The sequence below is a fragment of the Mediterraneibacter agrestimuris genome, from assembly GCF_943193195.1.
Classification (GTDB): Bacteria; Bacillota; Clostridia; order Lachnospirales; family Lachnospiraceae; genus Schaedlerella; species Schaedlerella agrestimuris.
Genome location: NZ_CALPDG010000003.1, coordinates 186,923 through 204,321 on the forward strand (window position 1 = coordinate 186,923; position 17,399 = coordinate 204,321).

The following is a 17,399-nucleotide window of genomic DNA, read 5'->3' on the forward strand; positions in this document are numbered from 1 at the left end:
TTATAGGCTGGATCCTTGCTTGTGTACCTGTATGAAAATGTGTTATACTTATCCGCATAATGACTGAATGGAGGAAGATATCATATGAAGTTTATGGCAGATACACACGCTCATAGTCTGATGAGCGGTCATGCATACAGTACCATTAGGGAAATGGCTGCAGCGGCAAAGAGAAAAGGGCTTAGTGCGCTGGCACTGACAGAGCATGCACCAGATATGCCAGGAACCTGTGGTTTATATTATTTTCAAAACTTGGATGTAATACCACGGGAGATGGAAGGTATGCGTATGCTGTTCGGTGCAGAGGTTAACATTCTGACACCGGACGGTTCGATTGATCTTTCGGAAAATATATGCAAAGACTTGGATATTGTGGTAGCCAGTATTCATGTTCCATGCTATGGGCTTGAGCATAGTAAAGAGGAGAATACAAGAGCCTGTCTGGAAGTGATGAAGAAACCTTACATCAATATTATCGGACATCCGGATGACGGAAGATTTCCGGTAGATTATGAAACAATCGTGAAAGCAGCAAAAGAAACGGAAACGCTGCTGGAACTGAACAATTCTTCTTTACGTCCGGCAAGTTTCCGCAAAGGAACACGTGAGAATCTAAAGGAAATGCTGATGTACTGTAAAAAATATGAGGTTCCGGTGACGACGGGAAGTGATGCACACGTAGATGCAGATGCAGGTAATTTTTGTTATGTAGAAGAGGTTTTGGAAGAATGTAATTTTCCTGAAGAATTAATTATGACGACAGACTGGGAAAAATTAAAACCATATCTAAATTGTTATAAACAATGGTGATGCAAATTTATAAAGAATTGGATTGGATAACAGTTCTGCCGGAAAACAAGGTATCATAACTTGTTATGTAAAATTCTCTGAAAAGGTAGACTTTAAAAGTTTACTGTGCTAAAATATTAAATAGTCTTTGAGTAACAAAGGAGAACTGGATTATGAGTAAGAAAATAAGAACAGAGTCCGTAGACTATCTTTTTAGCGCAATATTGAGTTTGAGGGATAAGGAAGAGTGCTACACATTTTTTGAGGATATTTGTACAATCAATGAATTATTATCACTTTCACAACGGTTTGAGGTGGCGAAGATGCTGCGGGAGAAGCGGACATACTTGGAGATTGCAGAGAAGACAGGAGCATCTACGGCAACAATCAGCCGTGTCAACCGTTCTTTAAATTACGGAAATGACGGATATGATATGGTATTTAACCGAATTGAGGAAGAATAACAGACAAGTCATAGATGAATCAAAAATGGATAAAAAACTACAGTACATATTTGTGGGATGTACTGTAGTTTTTCTATGATTATTTTAGTTTTTTTGATTCGGATTCATGAAACTCTGGGAGTATGTCTAACAGTTTTTCAATGATTTGTTTTTTTACGTAAACATCAAAGCCCAGACTGCAAATCAGAGAAAAATTCTGAAGATATGTTCGTTCTTCTTCCGGTGCTTCTGGGAAAGAGTTTTGCGCTTGTGCAAATGTTGCTTTCATTTCTTCGCAGAGGGCAGGAATCTGAGACTTTTCTACAGAGCAGATTTCCTCATAAATCGCAGTAAGATCAAAGGCCTCAATGGAACAGAAATATTTGTCCGTAAGCGGCTTTAAAAGAGTTTCAATATCTTTGATGGCAAGGATATTTTTAAAATAATAGATAAATGTCAGAACAAGGATGTGCTCTCTGGAATACTTCTTTTTATTCGGAGGGGGCATCAGGTTGTTCTTGGCATAATTGTTAATCATGGTCTTAGTCAGAATCTTGTCTTCTTCATAACGTTTGGTAGAAGAGAGATGGGCATCCATAAACGTTGTGACCTGATCCATGTATAGTTCGATATCAGGAATATCTGCAGGATGGATGTAATCAATCCGGGACAGACTTTCCAGAATGCTTTCTAATACGTTGTCGGAATTAATATTCATGTTATCACCTCGATAGTGTTATTATATAGTATTCAAAACCAGATGGCAAGTTAAAATATAGTTGACAAAAGAGAACATGTATTCGATAATAGAAGAAACATATTAAATCAACACCAGAAGAAAATAACAGGAGATTTTTATGAGTATTTATGATTCGTTAAATGAACAGCAGAGAGAGGCAGTATATCACACAGATGGTCCGCTTCTGATACTGGCGGGGGCGGGATCGGGAAAGACCCGAGTGCTGACCCATAGAATTGCATATCTGATTGGGGAAAAAGGGGTGAATCCGTGGAACATTCTGGCTATTACATTTACAAATAAAGCAGCAGGAGAGATGCGGGAGCGAGTGGACAGCCTGATAGATTTTGGGGCAGAGAGTATCTGGGTAAGTACATTCCATTCCACCTGTGTACGGATTCTGCGCCGTTATATTGACCGGATCGGGTATGATACTAATTTTACGATTTATGATGCAGATGACCAGAAAACATTGATGAAGGAAGTGTGCCGGAGATTGAATATAGACACAAAGGTATACAAAGAGAGAAGTCTTTTGGGCGCAATCTCATCCGCGAAGGATGAGATGATTACACCATCTGAGTTTGAGATGAATGCGGCGGGGGACTTTGGACAGCAGAAGATTGCCAAGGTATATTGGGAGTATGAGAAACAGCTCAAAGCGAACAATGCGTTGGATTTTGATGATTTGTTGATGAAAACGGTGCAGTTGTTCCAGACAAATCCGGATGTGCTTACATCTTATCAGGAACGGTTCCGCTATATTATGGTAGATGAGTATCAGGATACGAATACGGTACAGTTTAAGTTTGTAAGTCTTTTGGCGGCGAAATACCAGAATCTTTGTGTGGTTGGTGATGATGACCAGTCCATTTATAAGTTCAGGGGGGCTAATATAAAGAATATCCTGAATTTTGAAAAGGAATTTCAGAGCGCACGAGTAATCAAATTGGAGCAGAACTATCGTTCCACGAGCAATATTCTGAATGCTGCTAATGCGGTTATCCGTAATAATCACGGCCGAAAGGATAAGACACTTTGGACAGACAATGAAGAAGGAGAGAGGATTCATTTCCGTCAGTTTGATACGGGGTATGACGAGGCAGAGTATGTTGCTGAGGAAGTTCAGAAACTGGTCAGAGACGGCGGGGCATATAATGATTTTGCAGTTTTGTACAGAACCAATGCACAGTCCCGTCTTTTTGAAGAAAAATTCGTAGCTTGTAATATTCCGTATAAAATTGTGGGTGGTGTGAATTTCTATGCACGAAGAGAAATCAAAGACCTGCTGGCATATTTAAAAACCATTGATAATGGACAGGATGATCTGGCAGTGCGGAGAATTATCAATGTGCCGAAACGAGGAATTGGTCTTACAACTATTAACCGAGTACAGGAATCTGCTGCAGAGAGGAATATTGGATTTTATGAAGCACTGAAAGGGTTGGATTTGATTCCTGGTATTGGGCGCGGTGCAGCGAAGCTAGATTCCTTTGTGGCGCTGATTGAGTATTTCAAAACGAGAAGTGTAGAAATCAGCATTTCCGATTTGATGAAAGAGATTATTGAAAAAACAGGATACATAGATTCACTGGAAGCGGAAAATCATGAAGAAGCACAGGCACGAATTGAAAATATAGATGAGTTGCTGAGTAAAATAGCAGCTTATGAAGAAGCGTGTGAGGATGAAGATACACCGCCTACCTTGAGTGGATTTTTGGAGGAAGTGGCGCTTGTGGCAGATATTGACTCATTAGATGAAGAGCAGGATTATGTGGTATTGATGACACTTCACAGTGCCAAAGGTCTGGAATTTCCGCATGTATATCTGGCTGGTCTGGAAGATGGACTGTTTCCGAGTTATATGACGATCACCTCTGATAATTCTGAAGATTTGGAAGAAGAACGCCGTCTCTGTTATGTGGGAATTACAAGAGCTGAGCAGGAATTGACAGTAAGCTGTGCGAGAAGACGTATGGTACGCGGAGAGACACAATATAATAAAATGTCCCGGTTTTTGAAGGAAATTCCGATGGATCTTCTGGAGCGGGGCACAATTCATTTTGACGAAGACATTGAAGTTCCAAAACAGAATGCATTTGCACAGGCAAGACAGGTATTTAAGCAGAATGCATTTCAGAAATATTCTGCCCCAAAGCCAGTGAAGCAGTTTGGAGCAGGTGGTCAGAAAAAGTTGGATTATTCAGTAGCAGACAGGGTGCGCCATATTAAGTTTGGTGAGGGCACAGTACGGGATATCATCGAAGGCGGAAGGGATTATGAGGTAACTGTAGAGTTTGATACCGTAGGTGTTAAAAAAATGTTCGCTTCTTTTGCGAAGCTTCAGAAATTATAATTGTTCTATACAAATGTATTAAGAGAGACTGATATACAGTTTCATTCACTTAATGTTAAATAACTCAGAACGAATTTTCATCCTGTAACTATGTGCTTTCTTACGGTCATTGCAGGAAATGTGCAGACTTGAGTGGACAGCAACAGTGATAACACAAAGGATGAAAATTCAAGTAGAATTTAGTAGTAATCTGAAAATGTTAGTGTTATAATATAAAGAAAGAACATCAGACAGAAAGGATGGAGCATTATGAATAGAGTAGAAGAGCTGATCGCAGAAACCAAGTTAAAAGATCTTCTTAATAGAAAAGAGGAAGAAAAGAAAAAAAATACAATCATCTGGATTCTGGCGATCATCGGTCTGATTGCAGCAATTGCAGCAATAGCATATGGTGTATATAAATTCTTTACACCGGATTATTTAGAAGATTTTGAAGATGATTTCGATGATGATTTTGATGATTATTTCAGTGAAGAGGATCAGATTTAATTCTTTATTATTGGTAGTCTGATGGAAAAGCAGGAAAACAGGATGCAGTGTGCTGCACCCTGTTTTCTTTTATGAACAGCAGGAGATGTGAAATGAAAAAGAAACAGATATTTGAAGGTGTGATAAAAAAGATAGAGTTTCCAAATAAAGGAAAAATATATGTTCCGGAGGAGGATTGTTATGTAACTGTGAAGAATGGTATTCCGGGACAGCGGGTTCGTTTTGCAATTAATAAGTTTAAAAGAGGAAAGACAGAAGGTCGTCTTTTAGAAGTGCTTGAGCAGTCCCCACTGGAGACGAGAAAGCCTGTGTGTAGTCAGTTTCCGGCATGTGGAGGTTGTATGTACCAGACAATGGATTATAAAGCACAATTAGAAATGAAAGCACAGCAGATGAAAGAAATTATTGACTGTGCACTGCTTCCCGGACGGACATATGAATTTGAAGGAATCAAAGCGAGTCCAAAAGAATTTTCCTATCGGAATAAAATGGAATTCTCCTTTGGTGATGAATACAAGGACGGACCGCTCTCGCTTGGACTTCACAAGAAGGGAAGTAGTTATGATGTGCTGACTACCGCAGATTGCAAGCTGGTACATTCAGATATGACAGAAATTTTGCAATGTGTATTAGAGCATTTTACAAAGGCTGGTATACCGTATTATAAAAAAGTGCAGCATATAGGGTATCTTAGGCATTTGCTTTTGCGTCGTGGAGATATAACAGGAGAGATTCTGGTGAATCTGGTTACAACAACGCAGGAAGAATATGATTTACAACCATTGGTGGAACAACTTCTGAAATTGAGGCTGGACGGAAAGATAGTAGGAATCCTTCATATTTTGAATGATTCCTTGTCAGATGTGGTACAAAGTGATGAGGCGAGAATTTTGTACGGACAGGATTTTTTCTATGAGAAACTATTGAATTTGGAATTTAAGATTACACCGTTTTCTTTTTTTCAGCCGAATTCACGTGGTGCTGAAGTGCTGTATAATACGGTACGGGAATATATCGGGGATATTCAAGGTTTGACCGTATTTGATTTATTTAGTGGAACGGGAACTATTTCGCAGATACTTGCTCCAGTGGCAAAACAGGTAATTGGTGTTGAAATTATTGAGGAGGCTGTGGAGGCTGCGAAAGAAAATGCAGCAAGAAATGGTTTGCATAACTGTAAGTTTATTGCAGGAGATGTATTTCAGGTTTTAGATGAAATAGAGGAAAAGCCGGATGTAATTGTTCTGGATCCACCGAGAGATGGTATACACCCGAAGGCACTTCCAAAGATACTGGATTATCAAGTGGATAAGATTGTGTATATTTCCTGTAAGGTAACAAGTCTTGCGAGAGATTTGGCGCTGATACAGGACAGAGGGTATGAGGTGGTGAAGTGTGTGGCTGTAGATCAGTTTTGCCAGACAGTGCATGTGGAAACAGTCGTTCTGCTGTCGAAAAAAGCCTAGTAAATCAAAGGTTTCTGCCGATTAAAAGAAAAAATGTTGCTGTATCTCACGTGAAATATGTTTGGTGAGACGGCTTGTTTTCCGGAGTGGGGTTCAAAGATAATTTGCTGAAATGGAGTTTCGCTAAATTGTATGGGTTTCGCTAAAATGTTTGAGTTTTGCTAAAAGGTATAGATGAGAATAGAATGCAGATTGCCATTGGGAGTACGGCGGTATGATACAGCAAAGGACTGGCTTGCCTAGGTGGACGGTATCATCAATGGGAAACGGGCACGGAAAGCACAGGTCGAGCTGTTCCTCAACTTGAATAGTTAGCACGAAAGAGATAGATTCCAGTGTTCCAGCTGTTAATTGATAAATAAAGCAAAAGACAATGAGGTGATATGAGGTGAAACGCTGCATTGCAGTAACCGGAATAGTCGGATAAAAATATAGAAAATCAGGAGGTTTTTATGGCTATTTCGGAAAGAAAGATATATCCCAGGACGGGAGATAAAGAAACGGTTTATTTGAATAGCGTGATCACAAATCCCAATATCAGCGTGGGCGAATACACGATGTATAATGATTTTGTGAATGACCCAACACAGTTTGAAAAGAATAATGTGTTGTACCATTATCCGATCAATCATGACAAGCTGATGATCGGAAAGTTCACTTCCATTGCCTGTGGCGCTAAGTTTATATTCAACAGCGCCAACCACACACTTTCTTCCCTGTCGACCTATCCGTTTCCGCTCTTTTTTGAAGAGTGGGGACTTGCGCGGGAAGAAGTTACAGATTCCTGGGATAATAAAGGAGATATTGTTATCGGCAACGATGTGTGGATCGGCTACGAGGCTGTCATCATGGCAGGAGTCACGATTGGAGATGGAGCAATTGTCGGAACGAGAGCTGTTGTGACAAAGGATGTTCCGCCTTATGCGATTGTAGGCGGAGTGCCAGCCAGGATGATCAGAAAGCGTTTTCCTGATGAGACAATCTCAGAATTGTTGGAAATCAAATGGTGGGACTGGCCAAGGGAGAGGATTACTGAAAATATCAGTGCAATCAAGCGAGGCTGTGTTCATGAATTGAAGTAATAATTTTATAAGGATGGAGTCCTCATTGCCGGAGACATCTGGCGGTGAGGATTTCTTTCAAATGTACATGGAAGAGCTGTGTTTGCATGAACAAATGAAGTGGGGAAGAACAGGTATGGAGAATCAAAAAATATATGCAATAAGTTTCGGAAAAGTATATCCGCTGCTGGTGACAAAAGCGGAAAAGAAGGGCAGGACTTTAGAAGAGGTAGAAGAAATAATCTTCTGGCTGACAGGATATGATAAAGAAGGAATTGCATATGCGGCGGAAAACCCCGTCACATACGGGGATTTTTTCCTAAATGCCCCTAAATTGAATCCGAACAGAAAATTAATCAAAGGATCCGTGTGCGGTGTGCGTGTGGAAGCAATTGAAGAACCGTTGCTGCAGGAAATCAGGTATTTAGATAAGCTGATTGATGAACTGGCGAAGGGAAAAGCGATGGATAAAATTTTGCGGAGTTAAGGAAGGAAAGACAGAGCTATGTGGGAATGTCCAAAGTGCGGACGTACATTTAAAAAGACAAATCAGGATCACTATTGCGGTCCGGCTCCGGCAACCATAGAAGAATATATTGAACGGCAGCCAGATGAGGCTCAGCCGTATCTGCGGCAAATTAACAGTGCGGTGAAAGCTGCATTGCCTGACGCAGTGCAAAAAATATCGTGGAGTATGCCAACTTACTGGAAAAAACGGAATCTGATTCAGTTTGCCGCTTTCAAAAAGCATATTGGACTGTATCCAGGCCCTGAAGCTGTAGAAACTTTTGCAGGAAGGCTTAAGGAATATAAAACCAGTAAGGGAGCTATACAGCTTCCATATGATAAGCCATTGCCGCTGGAATTAATATCGGAAATTGCCAGATGGTGTGAGAAAGGAAACGAATGATCATGAATGCTGACAGCTTGCTTTTCTTTGATAAACATATGGATGCGGTGCCTTTATATGAGGCTTTGGAAAATCGAATCTTGAAAGAAATAGAAAATGTGCATATAAAGGTTCAAAAGAGCCAGATTTCATTTTATAACAAACACTTATTTGCCTGTGTTTCTTTTGCAAGGGTAAGGAAAAAGAAGGATTGTCCGGCAAGTTATATTGTTGTGACATTTGGATTAGATCACAAACTGGAATCTCCAAGGGTAGAAATAGCGACAGAGCCATATCCGAACCGCTGGACACACCATCTTCTGGTAGTGGATACGGAAGAGATTGATGATGACCTGATGGCATGGATCAAGGAGGCCGCAGTTTTCTCCAACACAAAGTGATGCATATACTAATTTGCAGAGCTGGGCTTTTGCCCGCAGTGTGATGTCAGGAAAACGTGCAAAACTGCAAGGTATAATTGGTAGCTTTTTATTCTTTACAACAGTATCCTTGCCTTATCAAAATCGAATGAGGTGATGAGATGAAATTAGGAAACAGTCTGTTCCATGCACGGAAAAAAAGCGGGCTTTCCCAGGAGGCGGTTGCTGAGAAGCTTGGGGTAAGCAGGCAGACAATTTCAAAATGGGAAACGGATGAAACACTGCCGGATATCCGCCAGTCCAAGAAGATGGCTCTGCTGTATAACGTTTCGCTGGATGAACTGATCGAATTTGATGTGGATGTGAAGGAAATCCAGCAGATCATTGACCGGACAAACGAAGAACTTGAGGAAAAAATTGACTGGACAAATGCCTGGGGCAAAAAATATCCGATTCTGCTGAACTATCAGAAGGAGGTCAATACGGCAAACTATGTGGTGCGGTTAAGCATTATGCTCGATGAACTGAAGACGGAATATGGATACAGTGAGCTGGATGCCTTTCTGGTTTTGAAGGATATCCTGGCGAAGGTGTGGAAAGCCAGAAAGGAGAAATCGTAGAAGAATCATAACTCCCTGCTGCCTTGAGCAAAATCTAGGCGGCAGGGAGTTTTTTCAGTCTTAGTGCCATTTCCAAACCTTTTAATTTTGCCTTCCCCAATTTGCACACCCCAACAGGCAAAATTAAAATGTTTGAGGGAAAATCAAATTGTATCAAAATCAGTGTCCCGATAGAAATCAAAACTGCTTAATTGATACAATTTAACGCGCATGAACACTCAAAAATAATGTAATTCCATGCTTTCGGTGAAATATGAATCACCGGGGCTATTTTTTTGCCTTGTACCGGGTGCAGGTGAACACGGGGGTGTGCAAATTATGCACACCCTTGCACATCCCTCAAAGGCAAAATTAAAAGATGCACACCCCGTTTAGAGGATGTTCTTGGAGAGGGACGGAGATTGGACTGAATTTAATTTAAAGATATGATAGATAGAGATGGTAGTGATTTTCCGGCCTTTATGTGAAATTTGGTTGAGAAATGGAGGATTATTGAGTATAATTATTAAATTATAGATGCTTTGGCTAAAATTTATGCTAAGATTGTGTTATGTGGTAATGTAATATAGGTTAAGGTATTCAATGAATGTTAGTGCTGTACATTTTACGGAGTGCAATAGATTAAAAGTAAAAGAGAGTGAAGAGAGAATATGATAAGCATAGAGTCATTTAGAAATATTAGAGGAAAAAGACACATAATAGTTTTAGACACAAATATATTATTGGAATTATACAGACAACCAGCCAATATTAGCTTGGATATAATAGAAGCTCTAAAGCGGGTTAAAGATGATGTTTATATACCAAGACAAGTTTATGATGAATATTTGAGAAATTATCAGGCTATATGTGGAAGTGAGAGAAAGAAGTATCAAAAAGTTAGTAAAGAGTTGTCTGAAGCTGTAAGAAGGCTTCAAGAGGATATACATACGAAAACGAGTGAATATAGGAAACACAATTATACTGATATATCGAAATTGCAGAGTGATTTAGATGAAAAAATAGTAGATATACAGAGAATTATAAAGGATTTTGAAAATAAGCATAAAACAGAAATACAACTCAATATTGATTTCTTACAAAATGATAGGGTAAAAGAGTTTGTTGATCTGTTAGTAAAGCAAGGTTGTGTGGAAGGGGAACTTTTATTTTCTCAAAAAATGCACATTTTGCAAGAAGGACAACTTCGTTTTGATAATTTAATTCCACCCGGATATATGGATTATGCCAAGGGGGGAGCAGATAAATATGGGGATTTATTTGTTTGGAAAAGTATTATTACAGTGGCGAAAGGAAAAAGCGCAAATATTCTGTTTATTTGCAATGATATTAAAGAAGATTGGTGGGAAAAAGATAAAGAATCTCCCATTGAATTAAGAAAAGAATTGTTAAATGAGTTTAAGGAATATAATCCCTTATTGGATGTTCATTTTTTGACTTTGGAAAAGTTTTTCTCTTACTTAGCGGAAGAGTTGAAGATAGGGCAATCTAAAAGTGCATTGCAATTGTCAGCCAAGGAGTATATTGATAATCAATTGGAGCAATACGAGGAAGAGATAGAGAAAAATATAGAAAAATTCTTAGTAACAGTGGATGCACAGGAACTGTTGGAGGAGTGGTTACTTAATGTAGAGAACGAGGAAATTTATTGGGCTATTAGGGACGTATCTGTTGATAAAGAAGACAAAAAAGTAATATATTATATAGATTTAGATATTAGTATTCTTGCGGATTTTATAGATGATGAGAATGGTGAGAACCAAAGGATTGATGGAAAATTGGCAATTGCGTTGGATGGCAAACTAAGACTCTTGACAGAAGAATACTCAACAGAAAATGAAATAGAAAGTGTTGAGATAGAGATAGTGGATACACTTCATATAGAACCCAAAATTTGGGACATTGTGAAAAAAGGCAATCAAAAACATTCATGTAGAGAAATCATTGCTGCCAGTAAAGAAATGGTGAAATACCAAGATAAGATTAAAATAGACCAGAACTGTATGGAGAATATAAGTGAATTAGACCGGGGTATTCAACAAAATGCAGGAATTTATGGGAGGACAATAGATCCATTTTTAACTAATGCGAGGGTTACGGAATTAGCTCAATCACTATCTGGAATTGCAGGAGTGTCTGATGCACTGTCGGCAGGCACAAGGATAGCAGGATTAACAAGACCACTGTCTGAGATTGTAGGAGTAACTGATGCATGGTCGGCAAGAACAAAGATAGCGGAGGTGATTAGCCCGCTGTCCAAGGTTGCAGGAGTAACTGATGCACTGTCGTCAGGCGCAAAGATAGCAGAAATAACGAGCCCGCTGTCCAAAGTTGCAGGAGTAACTGATGCACTATCGTCAGGCGCAAAGATAGCAGAAATAACGAGCCCGCTGTCCAAGGTTGCAGGAATTGATGCACTGTCGGCAGGCACAAGGATAGCAGAAATAACGAGCCCGCTGTCCAAGGTTGCAGGAGTAACTGATGCATTATCGTCAGGCGCAAAGATAGCAGAAATAACGAGCCCGCTGTCTAAGGTTGCAGGGATGTCTGATGCACTGTCAGCAGGCGCAAAGATAGCAGAAATAACGAGCCCGCTGTCCAAGGTTGCAGGGATTGATGCACTGTCGTCAGGCACAAGGATAGCAGAAATAACGAGCCCGCTGTCTAAGGTTGCAGGGATGTCTGATGCACTGTCGGCAGGCACAAGGATAGCAGAAATAACGAGAACACTATCTGAGGTTGCAGGAGTAACTGATGCATTGTCGTCAGGCGCAAAGATAGCGGAGGTGATTAGCCCGCTGTCTGAGGTTGCGAGAGCAGCTGATGTACTGTGTGAAAGTAGGAGAATGAAAGAAATGGACAGCCCATTATCTGAGATTGTGGGAGTAGCTGATACATCGTTAGCAAGTGAGAGGGTAGAAGAAGTGGTTAATACATCAATAAAGAATACATCAATGTCAGAATTAATCAACGACGGTGCTAAAACAAAATGATTCAAATAATGCGAGTGCAGATATCGATTGAGTTCGAGTACTTCTATGTTTGATAAGGTGAGAAATTATTCGTGGGATAAAACACAGAAAATGTTTACCCATCCTATATTCAATAGATACTTTCGTTAAAGAATATAGCCGTATGACATACGTTGAAAGAATTTGTTTTCTGACTCAATAAGTCCGCTAAATCAAAGGGTTTGGATGATTGAAAAATGTAGATATATTTTCCATGATATATGTTTTGTGAAACAATTTGTTCTTCGGGATAGAATTCAAAAACATTTTTGTTGGCAGGAAGTTTCGTTAAATTATATGTTTTTTCTAAATTGTACAGATGGGAATAGACAGTTATTGGCGCACTCTCTTACTGGCTTGCGTACCACAATTTGATACAATGCACCCTCTGATGTCTGGAGGGTGCAAATTTAACGATTACCCTACTCAAAAAACGAAAGGGTGCATTTCACTCAAATTTATGGTATTCTATGATAAAACACAGCGATAAAATATGATTTTCAGGAAAGATGAGGTATTGATTATGAGCAAGGTATTAGTGGCATATTTCAGTGCCAGCGGGGTAACAGCGAAGCTGGCAGAACGGCTTGCAAAGGCAATCGGGGCAGATTTGTATGAGATTCAGCCGGAGGTTCCTTACACAGAAGCGGATTTGAACTGGATGGATAAAAAGAGCCGCAGCAGTGTGGAAATGAATGACAAGTCTTTCCGACCGGCGGTGGCAAACAAAGTGGAGAATATGGAGCAGTACCAGGTGGTTTTCACAGCCTTCCCTATCTGGTGGTATGTCGCCCCGACCATCGTAAACTCGTTTATGGAGCAGTATGACCTGACTGGCAAGACGATCATCCCGCTGGCTACTTCCGGCAGTAGTGGCATGGGGAACACAAACAAAGAGCTGGCAGGTTCTTGTCCGGGAGCAGAGCTGAAAGAAGGAAAAAGGTTCCCTGCGGATGCCAGTGCGGAAGAACTCAAAGCTTGGGCAGAGGGATTTGGTATCTAAGATCAGACTAACAAAGTTATCAATATAGACCCATAAAGTTATCTTTCATGACAACGAATAATAAGAAATCTATGGTAACATCCTACCCGTAGTGGTAAATTGTTCTACAGGAAAGGGTGCGAAGCATGGAAAATGTAGTATACGAGAAAGATTACGGAGAGGAATTTCGGGAGAGAAATGATAAGGCGAAAGGACAGGACTTTTTAGACGCATTGAAGGATATTGGATTCTTCCAGGCATACAAAGAAGAAATGGATAAAATCCCAAAGCGTGTGGTTCCAAAGGAAAAAGAGGATTACGAATACCTGCTTGGAGAATGTGATGCCTATGTGCGGCAGTTTGGCGGAAAGGTACGGGGCGAGGTGGATTATCAGAAATGGCAGGCTACCATAGACCTGTATCAGACACATTTTGAGTTCTGTGACAGGGAGGCGCTGACGTTGCTAAAAGAGATTGCAGAACGGGCGGAGAATGTGACATTTTCGATTAAGGACGGGCTGTTGCGGATGAGCATATTCATTGGATATTTTGATGAGGTGTATTAAAAACAATGGTTAGTAGAATGGCTGTTGGCATTGTGGAAATGCTTACAGCCGTTTTTTTATAGATGGTTTTAGTGAAAAAGAATTTGGGTTAAGAGTTTGATTAAATAAAATTATCTTTATAATGAGAAAAATGTAACCCATACTTGATTTTATGTGTCTAATAATCAAGGAGGAAAGATGGATGCCGGCTGAAAAAATAATATCTGAACTTATAAATGAGTATGGAGATAGCATACTGCGCATGTGCTATATCTATTTAAAGGATTATCATCTTGCCGAGGATGTTGCCCAGGAGACGTTTCTCCAGGTATATATGAATTATGAAGATTTTAAACAACAATCATCTATAAAGACCTGGATCATACGGATTGCGATTAATTTGTGCAAAAACCAAATGCGGACAAGATGGTTCTCTGAAAAGAAGGAGGAATAGTTTCCAACGCTTTCATACACGGAGGATTATGATGGCATTATTGACAGGGAGCGGCTGATTACGGAAATTGGTAATCTAAAACCAAAGTATAAAGAAGTTGTACTTTTATATTATTACCAGGAGCTATCTGTTAAAGAAATCGCAGAATTACTGGATAAAAAAGAATCAACGGTTAAAGTTCGCTTAAAAAGAGCAAGAGAACAGCTAAAACAGAAATTAAAGGAGGATTATTTTGATGAGCAGGATTAAGGATTGCATTGACAATGGGTTGAGTGATATGAAATTAGTGCCTGATTTTCTTGAGAGGGCAGATTATTACCAAAGGACAAATAAGAGTTCATATCACATGACACATCGGGTTAGATACAGTGCGGTAGCAGCAATTTTGAGCGTGGTGCTGTTTGGAACGGTAGCGTTTGCCGCAGGCTCCCTACTTTATTCAAAAATTAAAGTGAATCAGAAAACAATACCGGATTTAGAAGCACTGGAAGTTGTAGCGGTGAAGGAAGTGGACGGAGACGTTACGGAGTATGGAGACGTCAAAAAAGAATATACTTCTGTATGGGAGGCAGAAACAGATTTAGGTATACAACTGTTGGATACAGATTTTGCGGCAGATAATGAATATACGAAAGTATTTTATAGTAAGATAGGAGATGGATATCATGTGCTTGATGTTCAGGAATGTATTATGGGTGATTTAAGTAATATCAGGGAATGGAAGGAATCGGCCATTGATAATACTATGGAAGGAAACGATGAGTGGTATGCTTGGACGCAAGGGAATATTTATAAAAGCCCGATTGATCTGAAAGTAGAAATTATATCTGATCCGGCGCAGCAGGAGTTGGATACGGAGTATATGGGATACTTTAAATACGTTGAAACCTTTGTCTCAGAACAGGGGTATACAGTAAATGTTTTGCAGGACACGGTTGAAGATGATGATTTGGAGGCAATGTCGGAAATATATGTGCCGCAGACACAGATGGTATTTGTGGCAAACGGAATTCGATATACATTAAAAGGCCGTGTTTCATCAGATACAATGAAAGAAGTAGTTAACTCCATGAAATAGGATTAGATAAGGTAGAAACCGTTGGTGCATGTAAGCCTGTATCAGGGACTTTTCCTTATTTGACTATATATGTAAGAGCCAAGTATTGCGTTTTTTGAAGCACTCCATATATTCTGATAGTCAGACATCTGTATGCTATGCTGTAAGAAATCAATCGACCGGAGGTACGGAGTTATGGACGGCAACAGAATTTACTGGATTACGAGACAATTAAGGGTGCTGTTGCTGGGGAGAAATGGGCAATGGAGCGGATTCTTAAACATTACGATTCCTATATGGATGAACTCGCCACAGTGAAAGAGAAGCAGCCGGATGGAAGTATGAGAATTTATGTGGATGAGGATTTGAAACAGAAGATTGCATTGAAACTGCTGGAGGAGATACCAAACTTTCCATTGGAGGAAACGGAGAGGGTAGCGAAAGAGGAAACGGAGGGTCTTTGAAACACACCTATCCTGTGTTCTCTCACAATCCGCAATCTACGAAGCGGTCTGGAAGGAGTCGGGTGATAAGTGTCAGGCTGCGGTAGTGAATGTGATGAGTAGCATTAGAAGGAAGATCGAGGATGGGTATATAGAGACCGGGGTTGGCAGCGGGTATCAGTTTGTGGGTGAGAATAAGAGCTGGTAGCAAGCATCTGGAAACAGGTGTGGCTATCAGCTTTTAGCTTGTGATTAAATAAAATTTCTCAAAAACTTGGTATTGACTTTAATAAAATTTATGCTATACTTAATTTTATTAATAAAAATATGAAAGGAGGATTAAAATGGAACTAGATAAAATTCCACAATGGATACTTGCACTGGAACAGGAGGATGCTACATTTTTAAAGAATTTTGTTTTGAAATCAGGTTCATTAAAGGAAATTGCTAAACTGTATGAAGTGTCGTATCCAACGGTACGCTTGCGCCTGGATAAGCTCATTCAAAAAATTGAGATGAATGACCGGCAGGAAGAAGAGCCGTTCCAGACGTTTATCAAAGGGTTGGCAGTGGATTCCCGTATTGATTTAGAAACTGCAAAGATAATTATTGAAAAATATAAGCAAGAAAAGGAGAAATAAGGATGTCTACTTTAATTATCGGATTTGTTGTTGCTGGTGTGTTAATGATTGCAGAGTATTTACTTTGTACGAAGTTAAAAAATCCTCTGTGGGGCGGTATTATCCCGGTGCTTATTCTTGCAGGATCAATTTTTGTTTTTGTAAGTGGCAGAATACCACTCACTCGTAATAATCTCTTTCCCTTTGTTATAGTTAATACGATCTTCTTACTAAATTGGGGAACAGGCAGAGATAAGTATAAAAAGCTCCAACAGGCGGAAATGGATAAAATGAAAGCAAAAGATATTGAATAAGCAGAGGAGGAAGGCATGGTAAAAGAACAATGGATATTTTGCCCTGTCTGCGGTGGTAAGACAAGATTGAAGATTCATGAAAATACAATACTTGAGAATTTTCCTTTGTTTTGCCCGAAATGTAAACAGGAAACGATGATTGACGCACGACAACTGAATATATTTGTTATCAAAGAGCCAGACGCTAAGACGCGGAGCCAGTAACCCATAGAAGCATTTTCTTAGGTTGCTGGCTCTGTTGTTTTTTAACAGAGTTTTGACTCGATGCATAAGGGGAGGCAAAAAGCTTTCATAAATGACTATAGAACGCCAGCCTGTCATCCAACGAGGCAACCTTATCATAGATCCACAGTGCTGTACGGTTACATTAGACGAAGAAGAAATCAGTTTGTATCCCAAAAGAATTTGATGTACTTCTCCTTTTGGCACAGTATCCCGGTTGGGTGCTTTCAACGGAACAGATTTATGGTGCCGTTTGGAAGGAGAATGTGGTAGGGTGTGTGCATGTGGTCTATAACGTGATTTGTCAGCTTAGAAGGAAACTAAAGAACCCGGATTTGATCCAGACGATTATCGGGAGAGGTTATCGGTTTGTGGGGTAGAAGGTTCCGCCCGGAGCAGTGCAAAGAGAAAACTGTTCCGGGTGGTTTTGCTGTTTTACAATCAATGTTAACAACCTAACTCAAGCAACTACAACATATAGTGTTTCTTTTAATTGGCACGGGATTCCCTGTGCCTTTC

The 17,399-nt window shown here is 39.9% G+C and carries 20 protein-coding genes and 2 pseudogenes; 21 read left to right on the plus strand and 1 reads right to left on the minus strand.

Translation table 11 applies throughout. The features are described from left to right. Positions 1-84 precede the first annotated feature (84 nt). Positions 85-810, plus strand: a complete 726-nt coding sequence (locus tag NFS18_RS03055; protein ID WP_251387776.1) for a phosphatase — start codon at positions 85-87, stop codon at positions 808-810. 152 nt (positions 811-962) lie between these two features. Further along, positions 963-1,253, plus strand: a complete 291-nt coding sequence (locus tag NFS18_RS03060) for a YerC/YecD family TrpR-related protein (protein WP_251387778.1) — start codon at positions 963-965, stop codon at positions 1,251-1,253. 79 nt (positions 1,254-1,332) lie between these two features. Here NFS18_RS03060 and NFS18_RS03065 read toward each other — a convergent pair whose 3' ends face one another. Then, positions 1,333-1,950 carry a DUF1836 domain-containing protein gene (locus tag NFS18_RS03065; RefSeq protein ID WP_251387780.1) on the minus strand — a complete coding sequence of 206 codons (618 nt, stop codon included), beginning with the start codon at positions 1,948-1,950 and terminating at the stop codon, positions 1,333-1,335. A 139-nt stretch (positions 1,951-2,089) separates the two neighbouring features. Here NFS18_RS03065 and pcrA point away from each other — a divergent pair, with 139 nt between their 5' ends. The 19 genes and pseudogenes from pcrA (at position 2,090) to NFS18_RS03160 (ending at position 17,260) form a co-directional block, all read left to right on the plus strand. Then, on the plus strand, positions 2,090-4,327 hold the full coding sequence (pcrA, locus tag NFS18_RS03070; RefSeq protein WP_251387782.1) for a DNA helicase PcrA: 2,238 nt from the start codon (positions 2,090-2,092) through the stop codon (positions 4,325-4,327). A gap of 249 nt (positions 4,328-4,576) precedes the next feature. Beyond that, positions 4,577-4,816, plus strand: coding sequence for a hypothetical protein (locus NFS18_RS03075; RefSeq protein WP_251387784.1), 240 nt, complete (start codon positions 4,577-4,579; stop codon positions 4,814-4,816). A 92-nt stretch (positions 4,817-4,908) separates the two neighbouring features. After that, complete coding sequence (gene rlmD, locus NFS18_RS03080) at positions 4,909-6,282, plus strand: 23S rRNA (uracil(1939)-C(5))-methyltransferase RlmD (RefSeq protein ID WP_251387786.1); 1,374 nt, start codon at positions 4,909-4,911, stop codon at positions 6,280-6,282. Positions 6,283-6,734: 452 nt separating this feature from the next. Beyond that, positions 6,735-7,364, plus strand: coding sequence for a CatB-related O-acetyltransferase (locus NFS18_RS03085; RefSeq protein ID WP_251387788.1), 630 nt, complete (start codon positions 6,735-6,737; stop codon positions 7,362-7,364). 115 nt (positions 7,365-7,479) lie between these two features. Next, complete coding sequence (locus NFS18_RS03090; RefSeq protein WP_251387873.1) at positions 7,480-7,830, plus strand: DUF2200 domain-containing protein; 351 nt, start codon at positions 7,480-7,482, stop codon at positions 7,828-7,830. Positions 7,831-7,848: 18 nt separating this feature from the next. Next, positions 7,849-8,253 (plus strand): iron chaperone, encoded by a 405-nt coding sequence (locus NFS18_RS03095; RefSeq protein WP_251387796.1) that lies wholly within the window; start codon positions 7,849-7,851, stop codon positions 8,251-8,253. 2 nt (positions 8,254-8,255) lie between these two features. Next, positions 8,256-8,633: a DUF5655 domain-containing protein gene (locus NFS18_RS03100; RefSeq protein WP_251387798.1), complete on the plus strand. Its 378-nt coding sequence runs from the start codon at positions 8,256-8,258 to the stop codon at positions 8,631-8,633. A gap of 140 nt (positions 8,634-8,773) precedes the next feature. Further along, entirely contained in the window at positions 8,774-9,232 is a 459-nt protein-coding gene (locus tag NFS18_RS03105) for a helix-turn-helix transcriptional regulator (protein WP_251387800.1), read from the plus strand. 650 nt (positions 9,233-9,882) lie between these two features. Next, a complete protein-coding gene (locus NFS18_RS03110; RefSeq protein WP_251387802.1) occupies positions 9,883-12,225 on the plus strand; it encodes a PIN domain-containing protein in 2,343 nt (780 codons plus the stop codon). Between the two features lie 541 nt (positions 12,226-12,766). Further along, the gene (locus NFS18_RS03115; protein ID WP_251387811.1) at positions 12,767-13,246 is read left to right on the plus strand and encodes a flavodoxin; all 480 of its coding nucleotides are present in this window, start codon (positions 12,767-12,769) and stop codon (positions 13,244-13,246) included. 125 nt (positions 13,247-13,371) lie between these two features. After that, positions 13,372-13,791, plus strand: coding sequence for a hypothetical protein (locus tag NFS18_RS03120; RefSeq protein WP_251387823.1), 420 nt, complete (start codon positions 13,372-13,374; stop codon positions 13,789-13,791). 241 nt (positions 13,792-14,032) lie between these two features. Next, positions 14,033-14,473 (plus strand): annotated as a pseudogene (locus NFS18_RS03125) (RNA polymerase sigma factor). After that, positions 14,460-15,302, plus strand: coding sequence for a hypothetical protein (locus NFS18_RS03130; RefSeq protein ID WP_251387825.1), 843 nt, complete (start codon positions 14,460-14,462; stop codon positions 15,300-15,302). The pseudogene NFS18_RS03125 and the gene NFS18_RS03130 overlap by 14 nt, the downstream one beginning before the upstream one ends. Before the next feature lie 209 nt (positions 15,303-15,511). Beyond that, on the plus strand, positions 15,512-15,745 hold the full coding sequence (locus NFS18_RS03135) for a helix-turn-helix domain-containing protein (protein WP_408631544.1): 234 nt from the start codon (positions 15,512-15,514) through the stop codon (positions 15,743-15,745). 22 nt (positions 15,746-15,767) lie between these two features. Next, positions 15,768-15,932: pseudogene (locus tag NFS18_RS03140) on the plus strand (helix-turn-helix domain-containing protein); the annotation flags it as partial. Between the two features lie 136 nt (positions 15,933-16,068). After that, complete coding sequence (locus tag NFS18_RS03145; RefSeq protein WP_251387827.1) at positions 16,069-16,365, plus strand: DUF2089 family protein; 297 nt, start codon at positions 16,069-16,071, stop codon at positions 16,363-16,365. 2 nt (positions 16,366-16,367) lie between these two features. Beyond that, positions 16,368-16,658 (plus strand): hypothetical protein, encoded by a 291-nt coding sequence (locus NFS18_RS03150; protein WP_251387829.1) that lies wholly within the window; start codon positions 16,368-16,370, stop codon positions 16,656-16,658. Positions 16,659-16,673: 15 nt separating this feature from the next. Then, complete coding sequence (locus NFS18_RS03155; protein ID WP_251387831.1) at positions 16,674-16,862, plus strand: cysteine-rich KTR domain-containing protein; 189 nt, start codon at positions 16,674-16,676, stop codon at positions 16,860-16,862. Positions 16,863-17,080: 218 nt separating this feature from the next. After that, on the plus strand, positions 17,081-17,260 hold the full coding sequence (locus tag NFS18_RS03160; RefSeq protein WP_251387833.1) for a helix-turn-helix domain-containing protein: 180 nt from the start codon (positions 17,081-17,083) through the stop codon (positions 17,258-17,260). Positions 17,261-17,399 lie beyond the last annotated feature (139 nt).